Consider the following 19,799-nt stretch of genomic DNA (forward strand, 5'->3'; position numbering starts at 1 on the left):
CGGTCAGCGCGAGCAGCAACGTCGCCCGCACGGCTCACGCCACCAGCGACTTGACCTTGGTGGTCAGCTGCAGATCGTCCAGATAGTCGGTGGTGACGATCCGGCCCGCCCGGTCGAGGATCACGTAGGTGCTCTGCTGTGTGATGCCGAACTTCTTCCACAGCTTGCCCGGCTCGTCGTCCAGGTGCGGCACCGCGCCCACCTCCAGGTCGGCGACGAACTCGTGCATGTCCTTGTTGTTGCCCAGGCCCGCGATGCCGAGGATGTTGAGCCGGCCCGCGTACTCCTGCTGCAGGTCGGCGATCGACATGGCCTCGCTCGCGCAGGTCGCGCACCAGGGCGCCCAGAACCACAGGATCGTCGGCTTGCCGGCCATGGTCGCCGCGTCGAAGGCCTTGCCGTCCAGGGTCTTACCCGTGAACTTCAGCGACGCCGGCACCGTCACGGGCGCGACCGGCTCCGCGGCAGCGCTCGCCGGTGGCGCGGCCGGCGCCGGCTGCGACGCCGCGACCGGCTCGGAGGCCGCCGGGCCACACCCGGCGAGGAGCCCGAGGCAGATCCCGGCGACCAGCCCGGACAGCAGCCGGGTCACTTCTTCACCGCTTCTGTCAGCCGCAGCGCCAGCGCCGGGCACACGTTGACCGCCTTGCGCGCACCGTTCTCCAGCCACGGCGGCAGCGGCGTCTGCGGGAACGCCGGGAAGCCGTTCGCGTCCAGCCGGATGATCTCCGGGGCGACCGCCGAGCAGAGACCGTGACCGTCGCAGCGCGACCAGTCCACCGCGAGCTTCCGCGCCCCCTGATCGGTGTGGTACGGCAGCGGCAGGACGCCGCGCACCTGCTTGCCGCAGCCCTCCCCGTTGGCGTGCAGCTCCACGTCACGGGCGAAGACCTCGAGCGCCGACAGCGCGAACCGGGCCGTGCCGTCGGGGTGGCTGCAGGCACCACGGCCCTTCACCACACCGGCCGCCTGGCGGACGTTCTCCAGCGCGCTGCCGCCCAGCGCCACCAGGGTCACCGCGCGGGCCAGGTCGGGCAGGCCGAGCCGGCACGGTCCGCACTGACCGGCCGACTCCCCGGCCAGGTACTGCGTGACCTGGGCGACCTCGCCCAGCGGGCAGGTCGTCGAGCCGATCGGGATCAGCATGCCAGCGCCCAGCGTGCCGCCGACCTTGGCGAAGCCCTTACGGGAGATGGTCACCGTCTTCGCCGCCTCGGCGCTGATCCACTTGCCGTGGTAGCCGCCGACCAGCAGGCCCGGACCGATGTCGGCCCCGCACATGGTGAGCACGTCCATCAGCGGCGTGCCGGTCGGTGCCTCGATCACGGCGGGCGCGGTGGCCGAGCCCCCGACGGTCAGCATGACCGTGCCGGGCTCCTCGGGGATGCCGACCGCGTTGTACTCCCACGGGCCCAGCCGGGCCGCGATGGCCAGCTGCGAGTACGTCTCGGCGTTGGAGAGCAGGGTGGGCAGCCCGCCGACGCCGTTGTCGCTGGAGCGGACCTTGCGGCCGGGTGGGATGTGCGCCTCGCCGTTGATGCCGCGGACCAGCGCGCCGCCCTCGCCGGAGATGAACCGGTGCGGGACGGTGACGATCCGGGTCGGCACCGGCATCCGGCGCTCGGCCAGGGCCGCGGCCAGCGAATCCTGGCCGATGCCGTCGTCGGCGATGCCGATCACGATCTCCTCGGCGTCGAGCGCGGCGGCGGCCAGGGCCGCGCCGTCCAGGATCAGGTGCGGGCCGCGGGTGAGCACGGCCTTGTCCTTCCAGGACGGCGGCTCGCCCTCGGTGGCGTTGACGACGATCACCGGCGGCAGGTCCTGACGCTGGCAGGAGTCGAGCACCGCGCGCACCTTGCGGGCGAACGGGAACCCGGCCCCGCCGCGGCCGCGCAGCTCGATCCGGTCGGCCAGACCGATCAGCTCACCGCTGGACAGCGCCGCGAAGCCGCCGTGCACCTCCTGGTGCGCGATCAGGTCCAGGCGGCCGTACTCGTCGAAGCCCGCGGTGATCCGCGGTGTCCCGATGCTGGTGACCGGAGGGACCAGATCGGCGCTCAAGACGATGCCCCGCTGCGGGTGGCATCGCCGCGGCGGGCGATCCGGTCGATGGCGCGCTCAGTCACTGTGCTTCCCCTCGCAGCTGACGCCAGTACACGTCGTCAGCCGATTCGTCGGTTCTGCCCCTGCTGCCGCGGCGAGCCCCCCGGCTCGCCGCTCGGGCGGGTTCCGGCTGGGTCGCCCGGCGGGCCCGGCGCGACGCCATGTCGACCAGGGTCGGCGTCTCGTCGGGTTCCAGGTCCGGACCGGCCACCGCGCGCGGCGCCCCGGCCAGGTCCACGAACTCACTGCGGCTGTGTCGTCCCGAGTCGGCGCTGTCGACGTCGGCGCCCCGGTCGCGCCGGGTCCGGGGCGCAGTCTCGACATCGTCGGTGTAACGCGACGAGCGGGACGGCCGCGGCGGCTCGTCGTCCGGGTAGCGGGCGGACCGCCGCCGCGGTGGCGGCGCCTCCTCGTACCGGTCGTCCTCGACGTAGCGCCGCTGCCGCGGTGCCGGGACGTCGTCGTCGGCGGCGTAACGCCGGGAGCGCGGCGCTTCGTCCTCGACGACGCGCCGGGAACGTGGCGCGGGAATGTCGTCCTCGTCGGCGTAGCGCCGGCCGCGGACCGGGGCCTCGTCCTCGAACTCGGTGCCGGCGTAGCGCCGGGACCGGGCCGGGGCCTCGTCCTCGAACTCGGTGCCGGCGTAGCGGCGCGAGCGGGCCGGGGGCTCCTCGGCGTACGGGCCACCGGCCCGGCGGCGGCCCCGCGGCTCGGGCACCTCGTCCTCGTCGGCGTAGCTGCGCAAACCCTCGTCGAGGGCCCGGCGCGACATGGCGCTGGTCGGCTCGTCGAAGCTCTCGGCGGCGCGGCGCTGACGGGGCGCCGGGGCGTCCTCCTCGGCGTAGCGGCGTGAGCGCGGCGCCGGCAGGTCGTCCTCCTCGAACTCCCACCGCTGGGTGGGGGCGTCGTCGAAGTCACGGCGGCGGCGGACCCGCTCCTCGTCGTCGACGCCGCGGCGCGGGCGGCGCCCCGGCTCCGGCGGGACGCTGATCGGCGCGCTCGCGGGGGCACTGACGGGCTTGGCGGCGGTCTCGGCCGGCGGCGGCGCGCCCGTGGCGCGAGCGGCGGGCGTCCAGGTGGCCAGTGCGGCCGACCCGTCGACGACGACCGCGTCGTCGCGGCGGCTCTTGCCCCGGCCCTTGATGCTCGGGGTGGTGGTGGGGACCAGCTTGCCGACCGGCTGGATCTTGCCGGTGCCGGTGCCGGCCTGCGACGCGAAGTCCTTGCGGCGGTTCAGCCGCACGGAGAGGCGCACGGCCAGGCCGACCAGCACCATCAGGATGCAGATGATGTAGGAGACGATCACCCACGGCTTGGCCTCGCGCCCGGCGCCGAGGCCGTGCAGCAGGGCGATCGGCCACATCAGGTACGAGATCGCGTGGATGCCCCGCCACATCCAGGGCTTGCCCTTGCCGACGAAGCGGGACCGGGCGATGCCGGTCCACATCACCATCACCATGATGTAACCGGAGAGGGTGCCGAAGCCGATGAGCATCGTCTTGTTCGGCGCCAGGAACGGGACGAACACGTCCATCACGCCGATGTAGTTCATCGCCACCTTCGTCCACACGTGGAAGAAGAGGGCCACGACCGCGATCACGCCGGTGGTGCGGTGCGCGGACTGCAGCAGCACCCGCTGGCGGATCGACAGGACCAGCCGGTCGGTGGCGACCAGTCCCACCATGATGGTGATCGAGAGCGAGACGAGGGCGACGACACCCACGTAGAACTCGGTGTAGGCGAAGACGTACACGTAGGCCTTCTGGCCGGCCGGGGTCAGCATCGCGGCGGCCCAGAGCGCGGCAAGGACGGAGACGCCGAGCACCGCGTAGGTGATCATCGACGGCGGTGTCCGGCCGCCGGTAGCGCTCATCGGGACGTCCACACGACTGGCGGATCGCTGGTTCATCTTCGTCCGGGCCATAACTCCTCGTTCTCCGCAGCGGTACGGCGTCCGTCCTGGGCGGTCGGGACGCCGGCATCCGTGGGGGATGCCCCGCGCTCATTACTGTCGGGCCGGTCTACCGGCGGCCTGCCCTTCCTCACCCTGTGTGAAAGCCGGTCTCCTGCCCTCCCCCATCTACGTGTGCGGCCTGGGTTCGGATGAACGTTCGGGAAGTTCTTTGCCGCGAAGTTTGCGCGAGCATGCTAGCGATCTCCCTCGGAAGTGCCTTGACCAGGCAAGACACCGTCCAGAAACCCGGGGCTAAGGCAAAAATAAAGTGTTATCGAGGTGGGAATCACCGGTCCGGGGTGAACCTTTCGCGCGGCCCTCCCGAACTACCTCACGTGCGTGCAAGTTGACGCCATAGCGTGAGGAGATGATTGCTGTGCGGCATCGCGCTGCTCTGCTGTGCGCCATCCTGGCCGCCACGGCCGCGACCCTGATCATGCCCGGTCGGGCTTCCGCGGTCGAGCCGGGCTTCCAGGTCGAGATCACCGAGCTGCCCCGCACCTTCACCGCGGGGGCCGACGCACGACAGGTCACCGTGGTCGCCACCAGCGAGCAGAACCGGTGCCTGAAGGTGCGCTGGTCGCTGCTCATCGAGGTGGACGGGCCGGGCCTGGACGAGGTGGAGGTGGCCCGCGACGAGGACGGCGACTTCCCCGTCCAGGTGCAGAACGTGGCCGCCGGCACCGCCCGGATCACCGACGTGCAGCTCGACCCGGGCCAGCTCTGCCGGGGCCGTACGGTGACCGCCCGCTACCAGATCGCCTTCGACGACGAGGCCGAGCCGGGCCGGGTCACCTTCCGCGCGCAGGCCTTCAACGCGGGCCGCACCCTGCTGCAGGAGACGAGCTCGCGCAGCGAGGTCAAGGGCGAGCAGGAGGAGCCGGAGGAGAGCGAGTCGCCCAGTCCCTCGGCCAGCCCGTCACCGAGCGAGTCCGCCGAACCGGAGGAGGCGGACGACGAGGCCACCGCCGAGCCGGAACCCACCGACACGGACGTGGACGTCGCCGCGGTGCCGACCGGCAGCAACAGCGGCACCCCCAGCCTGCTGGGCGCCGGCCTGATCGTCGGCGGGATCCTGGTCTTCCTCGGGGTCGGGCTGCTGCTGCGGCTGCGCATGCGCGGCCGGGCACCGAAACACGGCAGCGATCTGCCGACCGGCTTCTACCCCACCAACTGATCTTCCTCCACAACTTCCTGGGGTAAACCTGCGGAAGACTTCAACCGCAGTTAAGACACCGTCGCGGACAGTAGCCCTAGGGTGGGTCGGGCGCTACGCCCTACTGTGGAGGATTCTTGAAGACCAAGTCTGTCCGTATCTCGGCCGGGGTCGGCGCGGCCGCTCTGGCGCTCGTCGGAATTTCCGCCGGTGTCTCCTTCGCCGACGACAAGCCCGCCCCCGTCTCCGCGGCGAGCGCGGCGGACCGTTTCCTCGGCGGCGCCATCACCGTGCCGGCCAACCTGGTCCCTCCGGCGGGCAACACCCTGACCTCGGTCTTCCGGGCCAAGGGCGTGCAGGTCTACGGCTGCACGGACACCAAGTGGACCCTGATTGAGCCGGCCGCGTCGCTGACCGGCATCACCCTGAGCCCGGTCAAGGTGGCCTCCGCGCTGCACTTCCGCGGCCCGAGCTGGCAATCGCCCGACGACGGCTCGCTGGTCGAGGGCACCGGTCCGGTCTCGGCGCCGTCGGCGACCCCGAACAGCATCCCGCAGCTGCTCGTCACGGCGAAGGCCAGCCGCGGCCCCGGCGTCTTCGGCGACGTCACCTTCATCCAGCGCCTGTCCACGGTCGGCGGCGTCGCCCCGGCCACGGCCTGCACCACCGGCGCGACGACCTCGGTGTCGTACCAGGCGGTGTACCGCTTCTTCAAGAAGAGCTGACCACCGCGAACCACTGACCTTTCCGAGGGGCCGGATGCCGGTGCCCCGCCGATGCGGCGGTGCACCGGCATCTCTCGTCAGGGTTCGTCGAGGCGCAGGACCGTCTCCTCGATCTCCTCGCCGCGGGCGGTCGCGTACGCGACCTCCTTGCCGACCGGCCGGAAGCCCACCTTGCGCAGCACCGCCAGCGAGCCGGCGTTGTCACTGGCCGCCCGGGCGGTGATCGGCCGCACCGGCTCCAGATCGAGCAGCAGCTCCACGGCGCGGGTGGCGATGCCGCGCCCCCACTGGGCCCGGTCCAGCCAGTACGTGATCTCGGTGTCGTCACCGACCGGGAAACTGGCCACCGTGCCGGCCAGCTCGCCGTCGACGGTGATCGCGAACAGCAGGATCTCCGGATCGGTGCGTATCCGGGTGAAGTGCGCGTCGAAGGCGGCCCGGTCGTCGGGATCATCGGCGGTGAACGCAGCCATCCGCACCGCGACGGGATCACGCATCTGGTCGTAGATCAGGTCCAGATCGTCGTCGCGCACCGCACGCAGGCCGAGCTCAGCCATCCGTCGCTCCTGTCCCGGCCCGGATCACCGCGCCGTCGCGTCGTCGCCGCCGGGCCCGCTCACCACCGCACCTGGGATCCGGTGGCGGCAGCCTACCGAACGACCGGCCCTGAGCACTGTCCATCCAGCGGTGAGCAGGACGACACCGGCCGCGGCGAGCGGACCGGGCCCGGTGACCGGCAGCCCCGCCCCGGCCGGCTGCGGCGTGCCGTGGCCCAGAGCGCTGTAGGAGACCCCGCCGTGGCTGACCGCGGCGACGACCACGGTGTAGCGCTTGCCCGCGGTCAGGCCGGTGACGGTGCAGGCCCGCGCGGGGCGGGCGGTGCAGGACCGGCCGCCGTCCAGGGTCCGGCCGGTGAAAGCCACGGCGACGTACGCCGCGATCCGGTCGGCGCCCGGCGTGGCCGGTGCGGCCCAGCTGACCCGCAGACCACCGGGCCGGGCCACGGCCCGCACCCCCGTGACAACCCCAGGAGCCAGCGGTACGGCCCTGAGCACACCGTCACGGGTGCAGTAGACGGCCTGCGAGACGTCCACGGCACAGCTGCGATCGGCCCCGACCGACAGATCGGTGACGATCGGAGCCGGACGCCCGAGCAACAACCGAACCAACGTCGACGTCCGGATCCCGCTACGGTCAACCGGCGCCGCCAAGGCCCGGTCGCTGCTGCCACCGACCGCAAGCTGCCCATGATCGTTGGCGCCCCAGCAGTACGCGGCCCCGCCCCCGGTGAGCCCGCAGGTGGAATCCCCACCGGCGCGCAGCCCGGAGTAGGCACGCATACCGGCCCGCCGCGGCGCAGAGCGGTCACCACCCCGGCCGAGCTGCCCCCGGTCACCGGCACCCCAGCAGTAGGCGGCACCCTTCGGCCCGAGTGCGCAGGCATGGCGGCCCCCGACACTGATCTCCGTGTACGGCCCACCGCCGACCGCAACCGGACTCGGCGCGGGAGCACCGGCGCCGCCGCCGTCCCCGAGCTGACCGTCCGAGTCGGAACCCCAGCACCAGACCTTGCCGCTCTGCTCCAGCGCGCAGGTGCTCTCGTCCCCGGCGGCCAGATCGATGACGCCGGTCAATCCCGGCACCAGCTGCGGATTGGCCTCACTGGTGCCCAGCGTGCCGAAGCCGAGCTGGCCGACGTCGTTGCGCCCCCAGCAGGAGACGGTCAGCTCGACGTCGAGCACGCAGGTGTGCTCAGCTCCGGTGACGACCTGCACGGCGTTCCCGGCGACCTGCGCGGGCCGGCCACGGTCGGCGAAACTGCCGTCGCCCAGCTGCCCCTCGTCGTTGCCACCCCAGCAGTGGACGACCAGCCCCATGGCGGCGTACTCCAGGGTGAGCGCACACGTGTGCACCCTGCCCGAGTGGACGGCGAGGATGCGCGCGGCCTCGGCCAGCTTGCCGGACGCGGTGACCCGCACCGGCCGGGCGGAGTCGCGGGTGGTGCCGTCGCCGAGCTGGCCATGGTCGTTGCCGCCCCAGCACCAGAGATCGGAGTACTGCACGACGGCGCAGGTGTGCCGGCCACCGACGGCGGTGAGGCCGGCGCCGGGGCCGGACTCGGCGGCTGACGGCCCGGGAGCCCAGCCGGTCACCGCGCCGACCGCCGGATCAACCGGCGGCTCACTCGCCGAGCCGGCCTTTCGCTCACCCGCCCGACCGACCGCGGGGTCAGCCGCTCGCTCACCCTGCAAACCGACTGCGGGCCCGTCCGTCGGGCCGGCCGCCGAGCCACCTGCCCGAGCACCGTTCGGACCGACCTTGTGCCCGCCCGTCGGGCCAGCCGCCGGGCCAACCAATCGCTCACCCCGGGGACCCGTCGGGCCTACCGCCGGCGAGCTGACGAGCGGCTCGGGCAGCGGGCGGAGGGCCAGGCCGGCCAGCCGGAGCACCTCAGCCTGGGCCGCGTGGACAGCCTCCGGTCCGGGGTCGGCCTCCGCCCCGGCCGCGGGCCACAGTGGTACAAGGGCGACCGCCGCGACGACCCCGGCGACCCGCCGGGTGAAGATCCACATGCGGCCCAGCGAATCACACGGAATCGCGCCGGACAGCCGGAAAGTACTATTCGTCCTGCCGGGCGTGCGGAGGCCGGCCCGCGTCCCGCTCAGGGATGCAGCCGCCGACGTGTTTCGGGCGGCCAGGCCTGAGGGCGACCGGCCGCCGGGTTGGCAGCATCAGCTCCTGGTCGCGCTCGGGTAGGCCGCCGCCATATGGGGACATCAGCGAGCGACAGACCGCCGGGTCGACAGGGCCAGGCGGGTCGCGCTCAAGGCGCCCGCCGAGGTGTGCCGGATGGGGACCTCCACCGGCGACCCGCTGCCGGGGTCAAACCCGGGCAGCGCTCAGGTAGGCCGTCGCCGCCGTGTGCCGGATGGGGACCTCCATCGGCGACCGGCTGCCGGGATCAAGCCCGGGCAGCGCTCAGGTAGGCCGTCGCCGCCGTGTGCCGGGTCGGGACATCCGCCAGCGACCGGACGTGCGCGTCGAACCGGTCCCGCTCAGCCGGGGTCAGCGCCGTGTCGAGCACCTCCCCGTAGGTCGGCACCAACGGATTCGGCGCTGTGCGGCGGACGGCGGGCCAGTCCGTGATCGGCGGGCCCGGCATGTCGACCTCCGCGCGGTAGTCCAGCCGTACCCCGATGAAGCCCGCCTCCCCCGCCCAGCGCACCAGGTCGCGCTCGTCGAAGTCGAGCATCGCGTCCGCCGCCGACCCCGCCGTGGTGCAGGCGGTGCGGATCTTGGCGATCAGGTCGGCGATCGGCGCGGGGTCCAGGCCGAGCAGGGTGTCGCGGCCCATCCGGGCGGCGAAGTTGTTGATCGGCTCGAAGACGGACAGCCGGCCGCCGGGGCGCAGCACCCGGTACAGCTCGGCGAAGGCCGCCGGCTTGCGGGTCACGTAGATCAGCACCGACCGGGTCGTCACCACGTCCACCGAGGCGTCCGCGACCGGGCTCAGGTCGTCGGCTGCCGCCCGTACGAACGACGAGCGGGCCGGGTCGGCCTGCCGGCGGCACTCGTCCAGCAGGGGCTCGGAGATGTCGCTGAAGATGACCCGGCCGGCCGGTCCGACCCGGTCGAGGGCACCGAGCCCGATCAGCCCGGTGCCGGTGCCGACGTCGAGGACCGTGTCCCCGGGGGATATCGCCGCCCGGTCGAGGACGCCGTCGCGGTAGGCGGTCAGCTGGGGCGCGAACTGGGAGCGCAGGCCGGCCGAGCCGCCGTCGCGGTGCCGCAGCAGCCAGTTGGCCCATCTGTCGGTCGTCACCGGGACACGCTAGCCCCGTGGCTCGTTCGGCGGGGGGCCAGCAGCACGGCCGGTACGAGGGTCACCAGGCTGAGGGTCACCACGTTGCCGGCCTGGTCGATCGGTGCGTAGTGGGCCAGGTGACCGAGGTGGTAGATCAGGTGCGGCACGGAGAAGGCGAGCCAGGCCAGGGCGGTCAGCCGTACCAGGAAGTCGTCGGCGGGCCGGGCCGCCGCGCCCAGGGTGACCACTGCCAGGGCCAGGTAGAGGGCGCCGACGTCGCGGGCCAGGTGTTCGTTGTAGGTGCCGAGCATCGGCAGCCAGTGGTGGCCGGCGCCCGGGAAGGACCGCCACCAGAAGGCCGGCGCCGCGGCCGCCCAGGCGCCCACGAACAGGGCGGTGGCGGCTTGCAGGAGCAGGAGCGTGCGGCGCAGGTTCGCTGTCATGACCCCAGGACGAGCCGGACGGCCCGGTTGTGACAACCGGGCCGTCCGTGTTGGGAGAGGGTCAGAGTGCGGGGTACGCGTTGGCCATCAGCTCGCGGAACTGAGCCGAGAACCACGCGCCGGAGATCGGTGCGTTGGGCAGTGCGCCCGTCATGCTGTTGCCGTTGCGCTCGTTACCGGTGTAGGTCGGGTCGCACATCCGGTCGAAGCCCTTGCCCTCGTTGTTCGGGATCAGAGAGCTGGAGCCGTCCGACTCGCCCGGGGGCTTGACCCAGACGTAGGCGTCGATGCCCGTCTCCGGGGCCGCCTTCGGGCGCTCGCCCAGACCGGCACCGGACTGGTTGCACCAGTTGCCGGCGTGGATCCGGCGGTCGATGCGGGACTGGTTGACGAAGGTGTTCACGTCGGTGGACGTGCTCGCCGCGGTGGGCCGGTTGGCGCCGCCCCAGCCGTTGCGGGAGGTGTCGATCAGCATGCCGATGTTCGAGGCGAACCCGGCCGAGACCAGCTGCTGGCGGAACGCCTGGGCGAAGCTCAGCTCGTCGACGTAGAAGTTCCAGTCGACCCACTTCGACTGGCGCACGGACTGGCCGCCCACCGTCGAGTTGGCCTGGAAGAACGGCTCACGCAGGGCCGAGTAGTTCGCCGTGTTGACGATGAAGCCGGTCACGTTGTTGACGTTGCCGGAGGCGCGAGCGGCCTCGAGCAGGATCTGCGCGGTCGGGCCCGAGTTGGTGTCCCAGCCGATCCAGCCGTGGTGCGCCGCGTCCACGTAGTTGTAGACGTTGCCGATCGCGCCGAGCTTGTTCAGCGCGTAGCCGACGCCCTGCACGTAGCCACCGTTGGACTTCATGGTGGCGCAGGTCGCGACGTTGGTGTTGGTGATCAGGTTCGGCAGCGAGTCGATCTCGATGATGTTGATGATCCGCAGGCCCGCGTACTTCGGGTCGGCCTGGATCGCCGCGATCGGGTCGATGTACTCGGCCTTGTAGCGCGGCAGGTCGTTGACGCCGAGCTCACCGTTGGAGGCGAGCGCCGAGCAGTCCCGGCCGGGCAGGTTGTAGATGACGAACTGGGCGTAGCCGGCGCCCTGGGCGAGAGCCGCGTCCAGGTGGTCGCGCAGGCCCATGCTGCCGTTGGAGCTGCTGCCCGAGGTGCCGGCGATGGCCGCGATGCGGTCCAGCCAGACGGCGGTCGGGTTGCTGGAGACGCGGCTGCCGCCGGGCTCGGCGTCGGCCTTGGCCTTCCACTCCGGGTTCACGTAGCCCTTGGCCCCCGCGTACGGGTTGTCGACCTTGGTGCCGGGCGGCGGCGGGGTGCTGGGGCTGGTCGGCGTCGACGGGGTCGCCGACGGGCTGCCCGGCGTCGACGGGGTGGCCGACGGGCTGCCCGGGGTGGTCGGGTTGCCCGTGCAGGCGGTGCCGTTGAGCGAGAACGAGGCCGGGGTCGCGTTCGTGCCGGAGTAGTCGGCGTTGAAGCCGAACGTCGCCGACGCGTTCGTGCCCAGGTTGCCGGCCCAGGACGGGCTGGCCGCGGTGACCCGCTGCCCGCTCTGGGTGACGGTGGCGCTCCAGCCCTGGGTGATCCGCTGGTTGCCCGCGAAGTCCCAGGTCAGGTTCCAGCCGCCGGAGATCGCGTCGCCGAGGTTGGTCACGGAGACGTTGCCGGTGAAGCCCGTGCTCCACTGGTTTACCGAGTAAGTGACCCGGCAACCCGCGGCGGCGCTGGCCTGCTGCGCCGCGACGGCTATGCCGGCGCCGGTGAGGAGGGTGATCGCGGTGGCGGCCGTCAGGCCTCGCACCAGCGAGTGGGGACGTGGACTCATGCGCAAGCGCTCCTGGAAGACATGGCGACGCCCGGGGCAGGCGTGCCGAGGGGAACGAACTTCCGGCGCGGGGATCGATCGCTGTCGCTGACCACCGCGTGAGGCCCACACTATGGGAGCGCTCCCATGACATCAATACGTAATGGCCGCGAAACTTTTTGTGGATTTCTCGGAGCGTTGCCGATGATGATCTCCATGGAGGAGCTGACGGACCTGATCGTGGCCGCCGATCCGGTCTCCGGCGCCCGCCTGCCGGTACGCCTGGACGCGGTCATCGCCCAGCTCACGGCGGGTGGCCAGGATCGGGCGGCCCGGCTGGCGCGACGGCTGCCGGTCCGCGACGGCGTCCTGCCGGCCGAGGAGATCGACGCGTTGCAGATCCGGGTGCACTGTGAACTTCAGCGGCTCGGTGAGGAGCTGCAACTGCCCCGCCGCATCGCCGAGTGGCTGCTGCGGTGGCGCGCCACGCGGCCCGGGGAGCCGATCCGGGTGGTCGACGTGGGGTGCGGGCTGGGGCACGTGGTGCGCTGGCTGGCGGCGTACGACGCGCTGGGCCCGGGCGCCGACCTGGTGGGTGTCGACCTCAACCGGGCCCTGGTCGGGCGGGCCACCGAGCTGGCCGCCGCCGAGGGACTGCACTGCCGCTTCGTCGCCGGCGACGCGCTCGCCCCGGGGGTCGCCGGGGACGACGGCATGACCACCGTCGTCATCTCCTCGGGCCTGCTGCACCACCTGCCGGCGTCAGCCCTGCCGACATTTTTCGCCGCCCAGCGCGACCTTCAAGTCGCAGCATTCGCACACTGGGACATCGACCCCGGCCCCTGGACAACGGCCGGTGCCTGGATCTTCCACCGGGCCCGGATGCGCGAGCCGGTGTCCCGTCACGACGGTGTGCTGTCGGCCCGGCGCGCTCATCCGGCATCCGTGTTGCTGGCCGCGGCCCGGGCCGGCGCCCCGGACTACCGGCCGGCCTGCGCCGACGGACCGCGCTGGTGGCCGCGGCTGTCGGAGGTGCTGCGCCCGGTCACCGGGACGGCCCCGTGACCACGGCGTGGTGGGTGCCGGTCGCAGGCCGGGCGATGCTCGCGCTCTACCTACCCTTCGGGGCCACCGTGCTGGCCGCGCTGGCCGGTTACGCCGTGCTGGGCTGGCGCCGGCGGTTGCTGGCCAGTGCGCTGATCCTCGGCCCGTTCACCTTCGCCCGGCCGTTCGTCGCGGTGGCCGGCGTCGTGCTCGCCGCCCGGGCCGGTGCCGGCTGCACAGTGCTCGCCGCGGCCGCGGCGGCGGTGATCGCGGCCCTGGCCGTGGAACCGGTCCTGGACCGCTGGTGGGTGGCCGCCGCACGGCGGCGGCCACCCGGGCTCCCTACTGGAACAGCTTCGCCGCGGTGATCGCCGTCTGGATCACGCCGTAACCCAGCAGCACCACGACCAGCGCCCAGGACAGGGCCAGCCGTACGTTCGACGTCTTCATGCCACAGCCTCCTTCTTCTCCTCGCTGCGCGGCTCGTGGAACCGCTCCGGCACCGGCTGCACCAGCAGGTTGGCGATGAAGCCGACGGCCAGCACCCCGACCATGGTGAACAGCGCCGGCTGGTACGCCGACGCGGTCAGCGTGCCCGGCTTGCCCTGCGCGTCCAGGAAGCCGTTGACGATCAGCGGACCGGCCACGCCGGCGGCCGACCAGGCGGTCAGCAGCCGGCCGTGGATCGCGCCGACCTGGTACGTGCCGAACAGGTCCCGCAGGTAGGCCGGCACCGTGGCGAAGCCGCCGCCGTAGAACGACAGGATCACGCCGGCCAGCAGCACGAACAGGCCCACGGCGACGTGCCCGACCGAGGCCAGCAGCGCGTACAGGATCATGCCGACGCCCAGATAGACCATGTAGATCCGCTTGCGCCCGATGAGGTCGGAGGTCGACGACCAGACGAAGCGGCCGGCCATGTTGAACAGCGAGAGCACCCCGACGAACCCGGCCGCCGCGGCCACCGCGACCGCGGACTTGCCGCCGGAGTCCCGGAAGAAGTCCTGGATCATCGGGCTGGCCTGCTCCAGGATGCCGATGCCGGCCGTGACGTTGCAGAACAGCACGATCCAGAGCAGCCAGAAGGCCCGGGTCCGGATCGAGTTGGCCGCCGACACGCTGGCCGTGGTGACCAACGGCTTCTCCTTGACCGAGGCCGGGTCCCAGCCGTCGGGCACCCAGCCGTCGGCCGGTACGCGCATGTTCACGACGCCGAACATCATCACCACGAAGTAGCCGATGCCCAGGGTCAGGAACAGCGCCACGAGCGCACCACCGCCGGCCACCGAGGTCGACACGTTCGGGTCGTAGCCGGAGTCGTAGAACGACAGCAGCTGGCGCGACAGCGGGCTGGCGATCAGCGCGCCACCGCCGAAGCCCATGATCGCCAGGCCGGTGGCCAGGCCGGGGCGGTCCGGGAACCACTTGATCAGCGTCGAGACCGGCGAGATGTAGCCGATGCCGAGCCCGATGCCGCCGAGCACGCCGTACCCGAGATAGACCAGCCACAGCTGTTTGGTGCTGATGCCGAGCGCGCCGACCAGGAAACCGGCGGCCCAGAAGCAGGCCGAGACGAACATCGCCTTGCGCGGGCCGTTCGCCTCGACCCAGGTGCCGCCGACGGCCGCGGACAGGCCGAGCATGACGATGGCGATACTGAAGATGATGCCCACCGACGTCGCGCTGGCGTCGAAGTGGGAGACGAACGAGTTCTTGTAGACGCTGGTCGCGTACACCTGGCCGATGCACAGGTGCACGGAGAGCGCGGCCGGTGGGATCAGCCAGCGGCTGAACCCGGGCGGCGCCACGGAGTGTTGACGGTCGAGCGCGGACAGCATGCGGCGCCTCCCAGCCCTGGTGATGATCTATCGAGGCTCATCATCGACCCGCGGGAAAATTGCTGCAACAAATAGCGGCCCGCCGGACACAGCAGGATGTGATGACGCAGACCGGGCCGACCGACCAGGACCTCTGGACCGCGGTGGCCGCCGGCGACGAGGCCGCCTTCGGGACGCTGTTCGACCGGCACTCGCGCGCGGTCTACAACCACGCCTTCCGGCTCAGCGGCTCGTGGAGTGTCGCCGAGGACGTCACCCAGGCGACGTTCCTGGTCGCGTGGCGCAAGCGCGGGGTGGTCCGGCTGAGCCACGGGACGGCGCTGCCGTGGCTGCTGGTGGTGGCCGGCAACCACGTGCGGACCGAGTGGCGTTCGGCCCGGCGGCGGCGGGCGCTGCTCGGGCGCGTACCGGTGGAGCACGATCCGGATCCGGCCGACGACGTCGCCGGCCGCCTCGACGACGAGCGCGCGATGGGCCGGATCCTCGCCGCCGTGCGGCGGCTGCCGCGGGCGGAACGCGAGGCCGTCGCGCTGTGCCTGTGGTCCGGCGTCGGTTACGCCGAGGCCGCCGCCGCCCTGGGCGTCACCGAGGTCGCGGTCCGCTCCCGGGTGAGCCGGGCCCGGGCCCGGCTCGCCGCCCTGCTCGGCCCCGCAGTCAAGGAGGACCAGCGATGACCGACCTGATCGAACCCCCGGCCGAGCGGGACCTGCCGCCGGCCCGGGCCGTGCGGATGCGCGAGGAACTGCTCGCGGCGGCCCGCGGCCCGCGGCCGCGGATCTCCCGGCGGCTGCTGGTCGCGACCGCGGCGGTGCTCACCCTGGTCGCGGCGGTCGCCGTGACTTCGGAGGTACGGCATGAGGACCGCACCCAGATCCTGGCGATGAGCCCCGGTGAGCTCGATCCGTCGCTGCGCCGGGTGGTGGATCAGTGCCTGGAGTGGATGAAGCCTCGCGAGGGTGCCCCGGACCCCGAGTTCGTGCCGGTGTCGCCGTCGGACGTCACCATCGCCTCCCGCCACGGTTCCTGGACCGGGGTGCTCTTCCTCAACGAGACCGGCTACATGGCCTGCGACGTGCAGCTGGCTGACGGCCACGAGCGGTCGGGCAGCGTGGGCGGCGAGGCGTGGCCGCACCGCGGCTGGCTGCCGGGCCCGGTGCAGCGCCTGAGCCTGTCCTCGACGGAGGCCGACGGCGGCTCGGTCGCGGTGCTCGGGCGGGTCAGCGCCCGGGTGCACCGCCTGGTCCTCGAGCACGGCACCGGACGGACGACGACGGCCCGGCTGCGCGACGGGGCGTTCGGACTGATCTCGCGGACGGACGACGTGCGCGAGGACGCGGAGCTGGTGAGCTACGACGCCGCGGGCCGCGAGATCGACCGGCGGCGGCTCTTCGAGTATTCGGGGCAGTTCCCGCACTGCTACACCGACCCGGCCGGCAAGGTGATCTACGACGGGCCCGGCCCGCGGTGCCTGCCCGCCGATCCCTGGACCCGATAGCAGGCGGCGGGCTCCCGCTGGGAGCCCGCCGCTCGCACCGTTGCTAGTTGCCCGAGGCGTAGAGGTCCTTGATCTCCGCCGCGGACAGGGCCCGGTCGTACAGGTGCACCTGGTCGACAGTGCCGTCCAGGTAGTCGACCGGGTTGCCGCCGAACTTGCCACGGCCGATCACCGTGTTGCCGGTCGGCGCCGCCTGCGGCAGGCAGGCCCCGGTCCGGCCGGCGAGCTCACCGTCGACGTAGAGCCGCAGCTCGCCACGCACGGAGTCGCGTACGCCGGTCAGGTGGTACCAGCGGCCGACCTCCGGCTTGACCGGCCCGAGCGCCCGGACACCCGCGAAGCTCATCGCGAACCGCTGGTCGGCGCCGGAGTACTGCAGGAAGAAGTCGCTGACGCTGGCGCCGTCCTGGCTGACGATCGTCTGGAACGCGCCGTCGGCCTTGTCGAGCTTCACCCACGCGGAGGCGGTGTAGTCCGACGCGGTGTTGAGCACCGGCGCGCCGGTGTCGATGAACTGGCTGGAGCCGTTGAGCTCGACGCCCTGGCCCTTCTTGGCGTCCACATAGCCGGGGTCACCGACCAGAGTGGCGTCGTGGTCGCCCGCGGCGTCCTCGGCGTTGCCGTCCAGCGGGTAGAACGCGACGCCGGTCAGCCCGGGCGTGCCGGGACCCGGCTGCGGGGTGTCACCCGGGGTGCCGTCGGCCTTGGCGATGATCTCCCGGTTGATCGCGCGGACCTGCCGGAAGTCCATCTTGGCGACCTGCCGGTCATAGGTCCAGAAGCCGTTCAGCTCCCCCTCGACGTCGGTGATCTGGGTGTAGATCGCGGCGCTGATCCCGCACGAGCGGGCCGAGGTGAGCACGGCCCGCTGGTTCTCCACGTACTTGCGGGTCAGCGTGGCCGAGTCCGGCGTCATCTCGTACGCCTGACCGTCGCCGAACCACATGTGGTTGGAGGTCTTCAGCCCGAAACCGCCGTGCTCGCCGTCGATCGAGACCCGGTTGTCGTCCGGCGCCGGGGAGGCCGGGCCGAGGTACTGGTGGAAGTCGATGACGTCGCCGCGGCCGGAGTCACCCTTGGAGTTGCAGCAGTTCACGCCGCTGTGCGCGTTGACCAGCCGGCTCGGGTCCTGCTTCTTGACGTCGTCGGCGATGCGGCCGGTGGCGGTGCGGTCCCACTCGCCCCAGCCCTCGTTGAACGGCACCCAGGCGATCACCGAGGTCCAGCTGCGGTGCTCGCGGACCATCTCGTGCAGCTCGGCCTCGAACTGGTCCCGCCACTCCGGCGGGATCGGGCCGGTGTTGGCCGCCGGCATGTCCTGCCAGACCAGCAGGCCCAGCTTGTCGGCCCAGTAGAACCAGCGGTCGGGCTCGACCTTGATGTGCTTGCGGACGGCGTTGAAGCCCATCTCCTTGTGCTGCTGGAGGTCGAACTTGAGCCCGGCGTCGGTGGGCGCGGTGTTCAGGCCGTCAGGCCAGAAGCCCTGGTCGAGGGTGGCCATGTTGAACAGGATCTTGCCGTTGAGGGCGATCCGCAGCTTGCCGTCGGCGCCCTTCCTGGTGCCGATGGCCCGCATGCCGAAGTACGACTTGACGGTGTCGACGGTCCGGCGCCCGTTCAGCAGCGTGACCTCGAGGTCGTACAGGTACGGGTTGTCGGGCGACCACAGTTTGGCCTTGGGGACGGGCAGGCTCAGCTCCGTACCGGTGGCTCCGGTGACCCTGCCGACCACCTTGCCGCCGGCCTTCGCGACGGCCTGGACCGTCAGTCCCTCACCGCGCACGGTCTCGGCCGTCAGCTTGAGCGCCGAGGCCGCCAGGTCCGGCGTGGTGACCAGCCCGGAGATGCTGGAGTCGGCGACCGGCTCCATCCAGACCGTGCGCCAGATGCCCGAGCTGCCCTGGTAGAAGATGCCACGGTCGGAGACCCGGCGCTGCTTGCCGATGGGCTGGCCGGTGGCGTCGGTGAGGTCCTCGGCCCAGACGATGAGCTCCTGCGGGCCGGTCCCCTTGAGCGCGGCGGTGACGTCCACGTCGAACTTGTCGTAGCCGCCGCGGTGGGTGGCCACCTCGGTGCCGTTCACCCACACCTTGGCGTCGTAGTCGACGGCGCCGAAGTGCAGCACCAGCCGCTGTCCCTGCCCGACCTGCCAGCCGGCGGGCACGGTGAACGTGCGGCGGTAGAACATCCGGTCCTCGTGGCGCTGGATGCCGGACAGCGCCGACTCGATCGGGTACGGCACCAGCACCCGCTCGCTCAGCTCCTGGCCGACGGGCGGGGCCTGGCCGACCGCCGCCTTGCCGAACTGCCAGACGCCGTTGAGGTTCTGCCACTTGCTGCGGACCAGTTGCGGGCGGGGGTACTCGGGCAGGGCGTTCTGCGGGCCGACCTGGGCGGTCCAGGGGGTGGCGATCGGCGGGATGCCCTTGTGCCACTGCGGTTCGGCGGCTGCGGCGGGTGCGGCGCCGGCGGCACCCGCGGTACCGATGGCGAGAAGGGTGACGGCGGCGGCGGTGACGGCCCGCCGCGCTGTCCGGGGTGTGGTCATGCGCTGTGGTCCTCTCGGTGGGAAAGAACACGGGCAGCACCGATCCGCACTCGGCCGTCGCGTTCGGACGGACGGCAAGCGCTCGGCGGGACCGCCCAGGAGCAAACACAGTTCAACAAGATTGCTCAGATCCCGTCAAGGCTTGAATGGAAGAAGCTCGATGGTCGTGCCCGCCGGGGCAACCCGTTCAGACTGATGTGCGACGATGCCGCGGTGCCTCAATCGATCTTGGAAGTGATCGCGCTGGACGCCGCGGACGCGCGGGCGGCCAAGGCCGGCGGCGCCGACCGGATCGAGCTGGTCGCCGACATGCGGCGGCAGGGCCTCACCCCGCCGGTCGCGACCTTCGCGGCGGTCCGGGAGGCGGTCGACCTCCCGGTCCGGGTCATGCTGCGGGCCGAGGACGGGTACGCGCTGAGCGACCCCGGCGCCCTGGTCGAGGCGGCGACCGGCCTGCGCGCCGCCGGTGCCGACGAGTTCGTCCTGGGTTTCCTCGACGCGCGCGCCGCGGTGGACCTGGCCGCCGTCGAGGCGGTGCTCGGCGCCATCGAGGGCTGCCGGTGGACGTTCCACCGCGCGCTGGACCACACCGCCGACCGGCCGGCCGCCCGCCGCGCGCTGGCCGGGCTGCCCGGGCTGGACTGCGTGCTCACCGCCGGCAGCCCGGCGACCGTCGAGGAGGGCCTGGCCACGCTCACCGCCGAGGCGGCCTCACCGCCGCGGGTGCTGGCCGGCGGCGGCCTGCGCCGGCACCACCTCGCGCCGCTGCTGGCCGCCGGGGTGGACGCCTTCCACACCGGCAGCGCAGTGCGTCCCGGCGGCCGCTGGGACGCCCCCGTGGACGCCGCGCTCGTCGAGGCCTGGCGCGCTGCCCTGCCCTGAGC

Annotated in this window: 18 protein-coding genes; 7 read left to right on the top strand and 11 right to left on the bottom strand. The window is 72.4% G+C overall.

Annotated features, from left to right (window positions below; all coding sequences use genetic code 11):
• Positions 1–34: 34 nt before the first annotated feature.
• From ACZ6S4_RS24940 to ACZ6S4_RS24950, 3 genes are all read right to left on the bottom strand, one after another.
• Positions 35–592: a TlpA family protein disulfide reductase gene (locus ACZ6S4_RS24940; RefSeq protein WP_465477212.1), complete on the bottom strand. Its 558-nt coding sequence runs from the start codon at positions 590–592 to the stop codon at positions 35–37.
• Positions 589–2,061, bottom strand: coding sequence for an NADH-ubiquinone oxidoreductase-F iron-sulfur binding region domain-containing protein (locus ACZ6S4_RS24945; RefSeq protein ID WP_433718789.1), 1,473 nt, complete (start codon positions 2,059–2,061; stop codon positions 589–591). Before ACZ6S4_RS24945 ends, ACZ6S4_RS24940 begins: the two co-directional genes overlap by 4 nt.
• 61 nt (positions 2,062–2,122) lie before the next feature.
• Entirely contained in the window at positions 2,123–3,976 is a 1,854-nt protein-coding gene (locus tag ACZ6S4_RS24950; protein ID WP_465477213.1) for a ferric reductase-like transmembrane domain-containing protein, read from the bottom strand.
• 448 nt (positions 3,977–4,424) lie between these two features.
• Between ACZ6S4_RS24950 and ACZ6S4_RS24955 the strand changes: the two genes are divergently transcribed.
• Together ACZ6S4_RS24955 and ACZ6S4_RS24960 are read left to right on the top strand one after the other, a co-directional pair.
• Complete coding sequence (locus ACZ6S4_RS24955; protein ID WP_465477214.1) at positions 4,425–5,234, top strand: hypothetical protein; 810 nt, start codon at positions 4,425–4,427, stop codon at positions 5,232–5,234.
• 116 nt (positions 5,235–5,350) lie between these two features.
• Positions 5,351–5,938: a DUF3455 domain-containing protein gene (locus ACZ6S4_RS24960; protein WP_465477215.1), complete on the top strand. Its 588-nt coding sequence runs from the start codon at positions 5,351–5,353 to the stop codon at positions 5,936–5,938.
• Between the two features lie 77 nt (positions 5,939–6,015).
• Here ACZ6S4_RS24960 and ACZ6S4_RS24965 read toward each other — a convergent pair whose 3' ends face one another.
• The 5 genes from ACZ6S4_RS24965 to ACZ6S4_RS24985 all read right to left on the bottom strand — a co-directional run bounded on the left by ACZ6S4_RS24965 (position 6,016) and on the right by ACZ6S4_RS24985 (position 12,011).
• Positions 6,016–6,495: a GNAT family N-acetyltransferase gene (locus tag ACZ6S4_RS24965; RefSeq protein WP_465477216.1), complete on the bottom strand. Its 480-nt coding sequence runs from the start codon at positions 6,493–6,495 to the stop codon at positions 6,016–6,018.
• 24 nt (positions 6,496–6,519) lie between these two features.
• Positions 6,520–8,091, bottom strand: a complete 1,572-nt coding sequence (locus ACZ6S4_RS24970) for an RCC1 domain-containing protein (protein ID WP_465477217.1) — start codon at positions 8,089–8,091, stop codon at positions 6,520–6,522.
• 809 nt (positions 8,092–8,900) lie between these two features.
• Positions 8,901–9,761, bottom strand: a complete 861-nt coding sequence (locus ACZ6S4_RS24975) for a methyltransferase domain-containing protein (RefSeq protein ID WP_465477218.1) — start codon at positions 9,759–9,761, stop codon at positions 8,901–8,903.
• Complete coding sequence (locus ACZ6S4_RS24980) at positions 9,758–10,186, bottom strand: hypothetical protein (protein ID WP_465477219.1); 429 nt, start codon at positions 10,184–10,186, stop codon at positions 9,758–9,760. The genes ACZ6S4_RS24975 and ACZ6S4_RS24980 overlap by 4 nt, the downstream gene beginning before the upstream one ends.
• 61 nt (positions 10,187–10,247) lie before the next feature.
• Entirely contained in the window at positions 10,248–12,011 is a 1,764-nt protein-coding gene (locus ACZ6S4_RS24985; RefSeq protein WP_465477220.1) for a glycoside hydrolase family 6 protein, read from the bottom strand.
• A gap of 195 nt (positions 12,012–12,206) precedes the next feature.
• On the opposite strand from ACZ6S4_RS24985, the gene ACZ6S4_RS24990 reads away from it, so the two are divergent.
• Positions 12,207–13,055, top strand: a complete 849-nt coding sequence (locus ACZ6S4_RS24990; RefSeq protein ID WP_465477221.1) for a methyltransferase domain-containing protein — start codon at positions 12,207–12,209, stop codon at positions 13,053–13,055.
• Positions 13,052–13,402, top strand: coding sequence for a hypothetical protein (locus ACZ6S4_RS24995; RefSeq protein WP_465477222.1), 351 nt, complete (start codon positions 13,052–13,054; stop codon positions 13,400–13,402). Before ACZ6S4_RS24990 ends, ACZ6S4_RS24995 begins: the two co-directional genes overlap by 4 nt.
• Here ACZ6S4_RS24995 and ACZ6S4_RS25000 read toward each other — a convergent pair.
• Both ACZ6S4_RS25000 and ACZ6S4_RS25005 read right to left on the bottom strand, forming a co-directional pair.
• Entirely contained in the window at positions 13,377–13,484 is a 108-nt protein-coding gene (locus ACZ6S4_RS25000) for an MFS transporter small subunit (RefSeq protein ID WP_433718808.1), read from the bottom strand. The two genes, ACZ6S4_RS24995 and ACZ6S4_RS25000, sit on opposite strands and share 26 nt — an antisense overlap.
• Positions 13,481–14,872 carry an OFA family MFS transporter gene (locus ACZ6S4_RS25005; protein ID WP_465477223.1) on the bottom strand — a complete coding sequence of 464 codons (1,392 nt, stop codon included), beginning with the start codon at positions 14,870–14,872 and terminating at the stop codon, positions 13,481–13,483. The genes ACZ6S4_RS25000 and ACZ6S4_RS25005 overlap by 4 nt, the downstream gene beginning before the upstream one ends.
• A 101-nt stretch (positions 14,873–14,973) precedes the next feature.
• Between ACZ6S4_RS25005 and ACZ6S4_RS25010 the strand changes: the two genes are divergently transcribed.
• Together ACZ6S4_RS25010 and ACZ6S4_RS25015 are read left to right on the top strand one after the other, a co-directional pair.
• A complete protein-coding gene (locus tag ACZ6S4_RS25010; RefSeq protein WP_465477224.1) occupies positions 14,974–15,546 on the top strand; it encodes an RNA polymerase sigma factor in 573 nt (190 codons plus the stop codon).
• Positions 15,543–16,367 carry a hypothetical protein gene (locus ACZ6S4_RS25015; protein WP_465477225.1) on the top strand — a complete coding sequence of 275 codons (825 nt, stop codon included), beginning with the start codon at positions 15,543–15,545 and terminating at the stop codon, positions 16,365–16,367. Before ACZ6S4_RS25010 ends, ACZ6S4_RS25015 begins: the two co-directional genes overlap by 4 nt.
• A gap of 43 nt (positions 16,368–16,410) precedes the next feature.
• Here ACZ6S4_RS25015 and ACZ6S4_RS25020 read toward each other — a convergent pair whose 3' ends face one another.
• Positions 16,411–18,915, bottom strand: a complete 2,505-nt coding sequence (locus ACZ6S4_RS25020; RefSeq protein WP_465477226.1) for a LamG-like jellyroll fold domain-containing protein — start codon at positions 18,913–18,915, stop codon at positions 16,411–16,413.
• Between the two features lie 213 nt (positions 18,916–19,128).
• Here ACZ6S4_RS25020 and ACZ6S4_RS25025 point away from each other — a divergent pair, with 213 nt between their 5' ends.
• Complete coding sequence (locus tag ACZ6S4_RS25025) at positions 19,129–19,797, top strand: copper homeostasis protein CutC (protein WP_465477227.1); 669 nt, start codon at positions 19,129–19,131, stop codon at positions 19,795–19,797.
• Positions 19,798–19,799: the final 2 nt, after the last annotated feature.

The organism is Actinoplanes sp. NPDC051405 (genome assembly GCF_055586185.1).

Bases quoted from the DNA above. Each gene is read 5' to 3' on its own strand.
- ACZ6S4_RS24950 (WP_465477213.1), bottom strand. From the start codon at position 3,976: ATGAGCGCTACCGGCGGCCGGACACCGCCGTCGATGATCACCTACGCG.
- ACZ6S4_RS24955 (WP_465477214.1), top strand. From the start codon at position 4,425: ATGATTGCTGTGCGGCATCGCGCTGCTCTGCTGTGCGCCATCCTGGCC.
- ACZ6S4_RS24965 (WP_465477216.1), bottom strand. From the start codon at position 6,495: ATGGCTGAGCTCGGCCTGCGTGCGGTGCGCGACGACGATCTGGACCTG.
- ACZ6S4_RS24980 (WP_465477219.1), bottom strand. From the start codon at position 10,186: ATGACAGCGAACCTGCGCCGCACGCTCCTGCTCCTGCAAGCCGCCACC.
- ACZ6S4_RS24985 (WP_465477220.1), bottom strand. From the start codon at position 12,011: ATGAGTCCACGTCCCCACTCGCTGGTGCGAGGCCTGACGGCCGCCACC.
- ACZ6S4_RS24990 (WP_465477221.1), top strand. From the start codon at position 12,207: ATGGAGGAGCTGACGGACCTGATCGTGGCCGCCGATCCGGTCTCCGGC.
- ACZ6S4_RS25000 (WP_433718808.1), bottom strand. From the start codon at position 13,484: ATGAAGACGTCGAACGTACGGCTGGCCCTGTCCTGGGCGCTGGTCGTG.
- ACZ6S4_RS25005 (WP_465477223.1), bottom strand. From the start codon at position 14,872: ATGCTGTCCGCGCTCGACCGTCAACACTCCGTGGCGCCGCCCGGGTTC.
- ACZ6S4_RS25010 (WP_465477224.1), top strand. From the start codon at position 14,974: ATGACGCAGACCGGGCCGACCGACCAGGACCTCTGGACCGCGGTGGCC.
- ACZ6S4_RS25015 (WP_465477225.1), top strand. From the start codon at position 15,543: ATGACCGACCTGATCGAACCCCCGGCCGAGCGGGACCTGCCGCCGGCC.
- ACZ6S4_RS25020 (WP_465477226.1), bottom strand. From the start codon at position 18,915: ATGACCACACCCCGGACAGCGCGGCGGGCCGTCACCGCCGCCGCCGTC.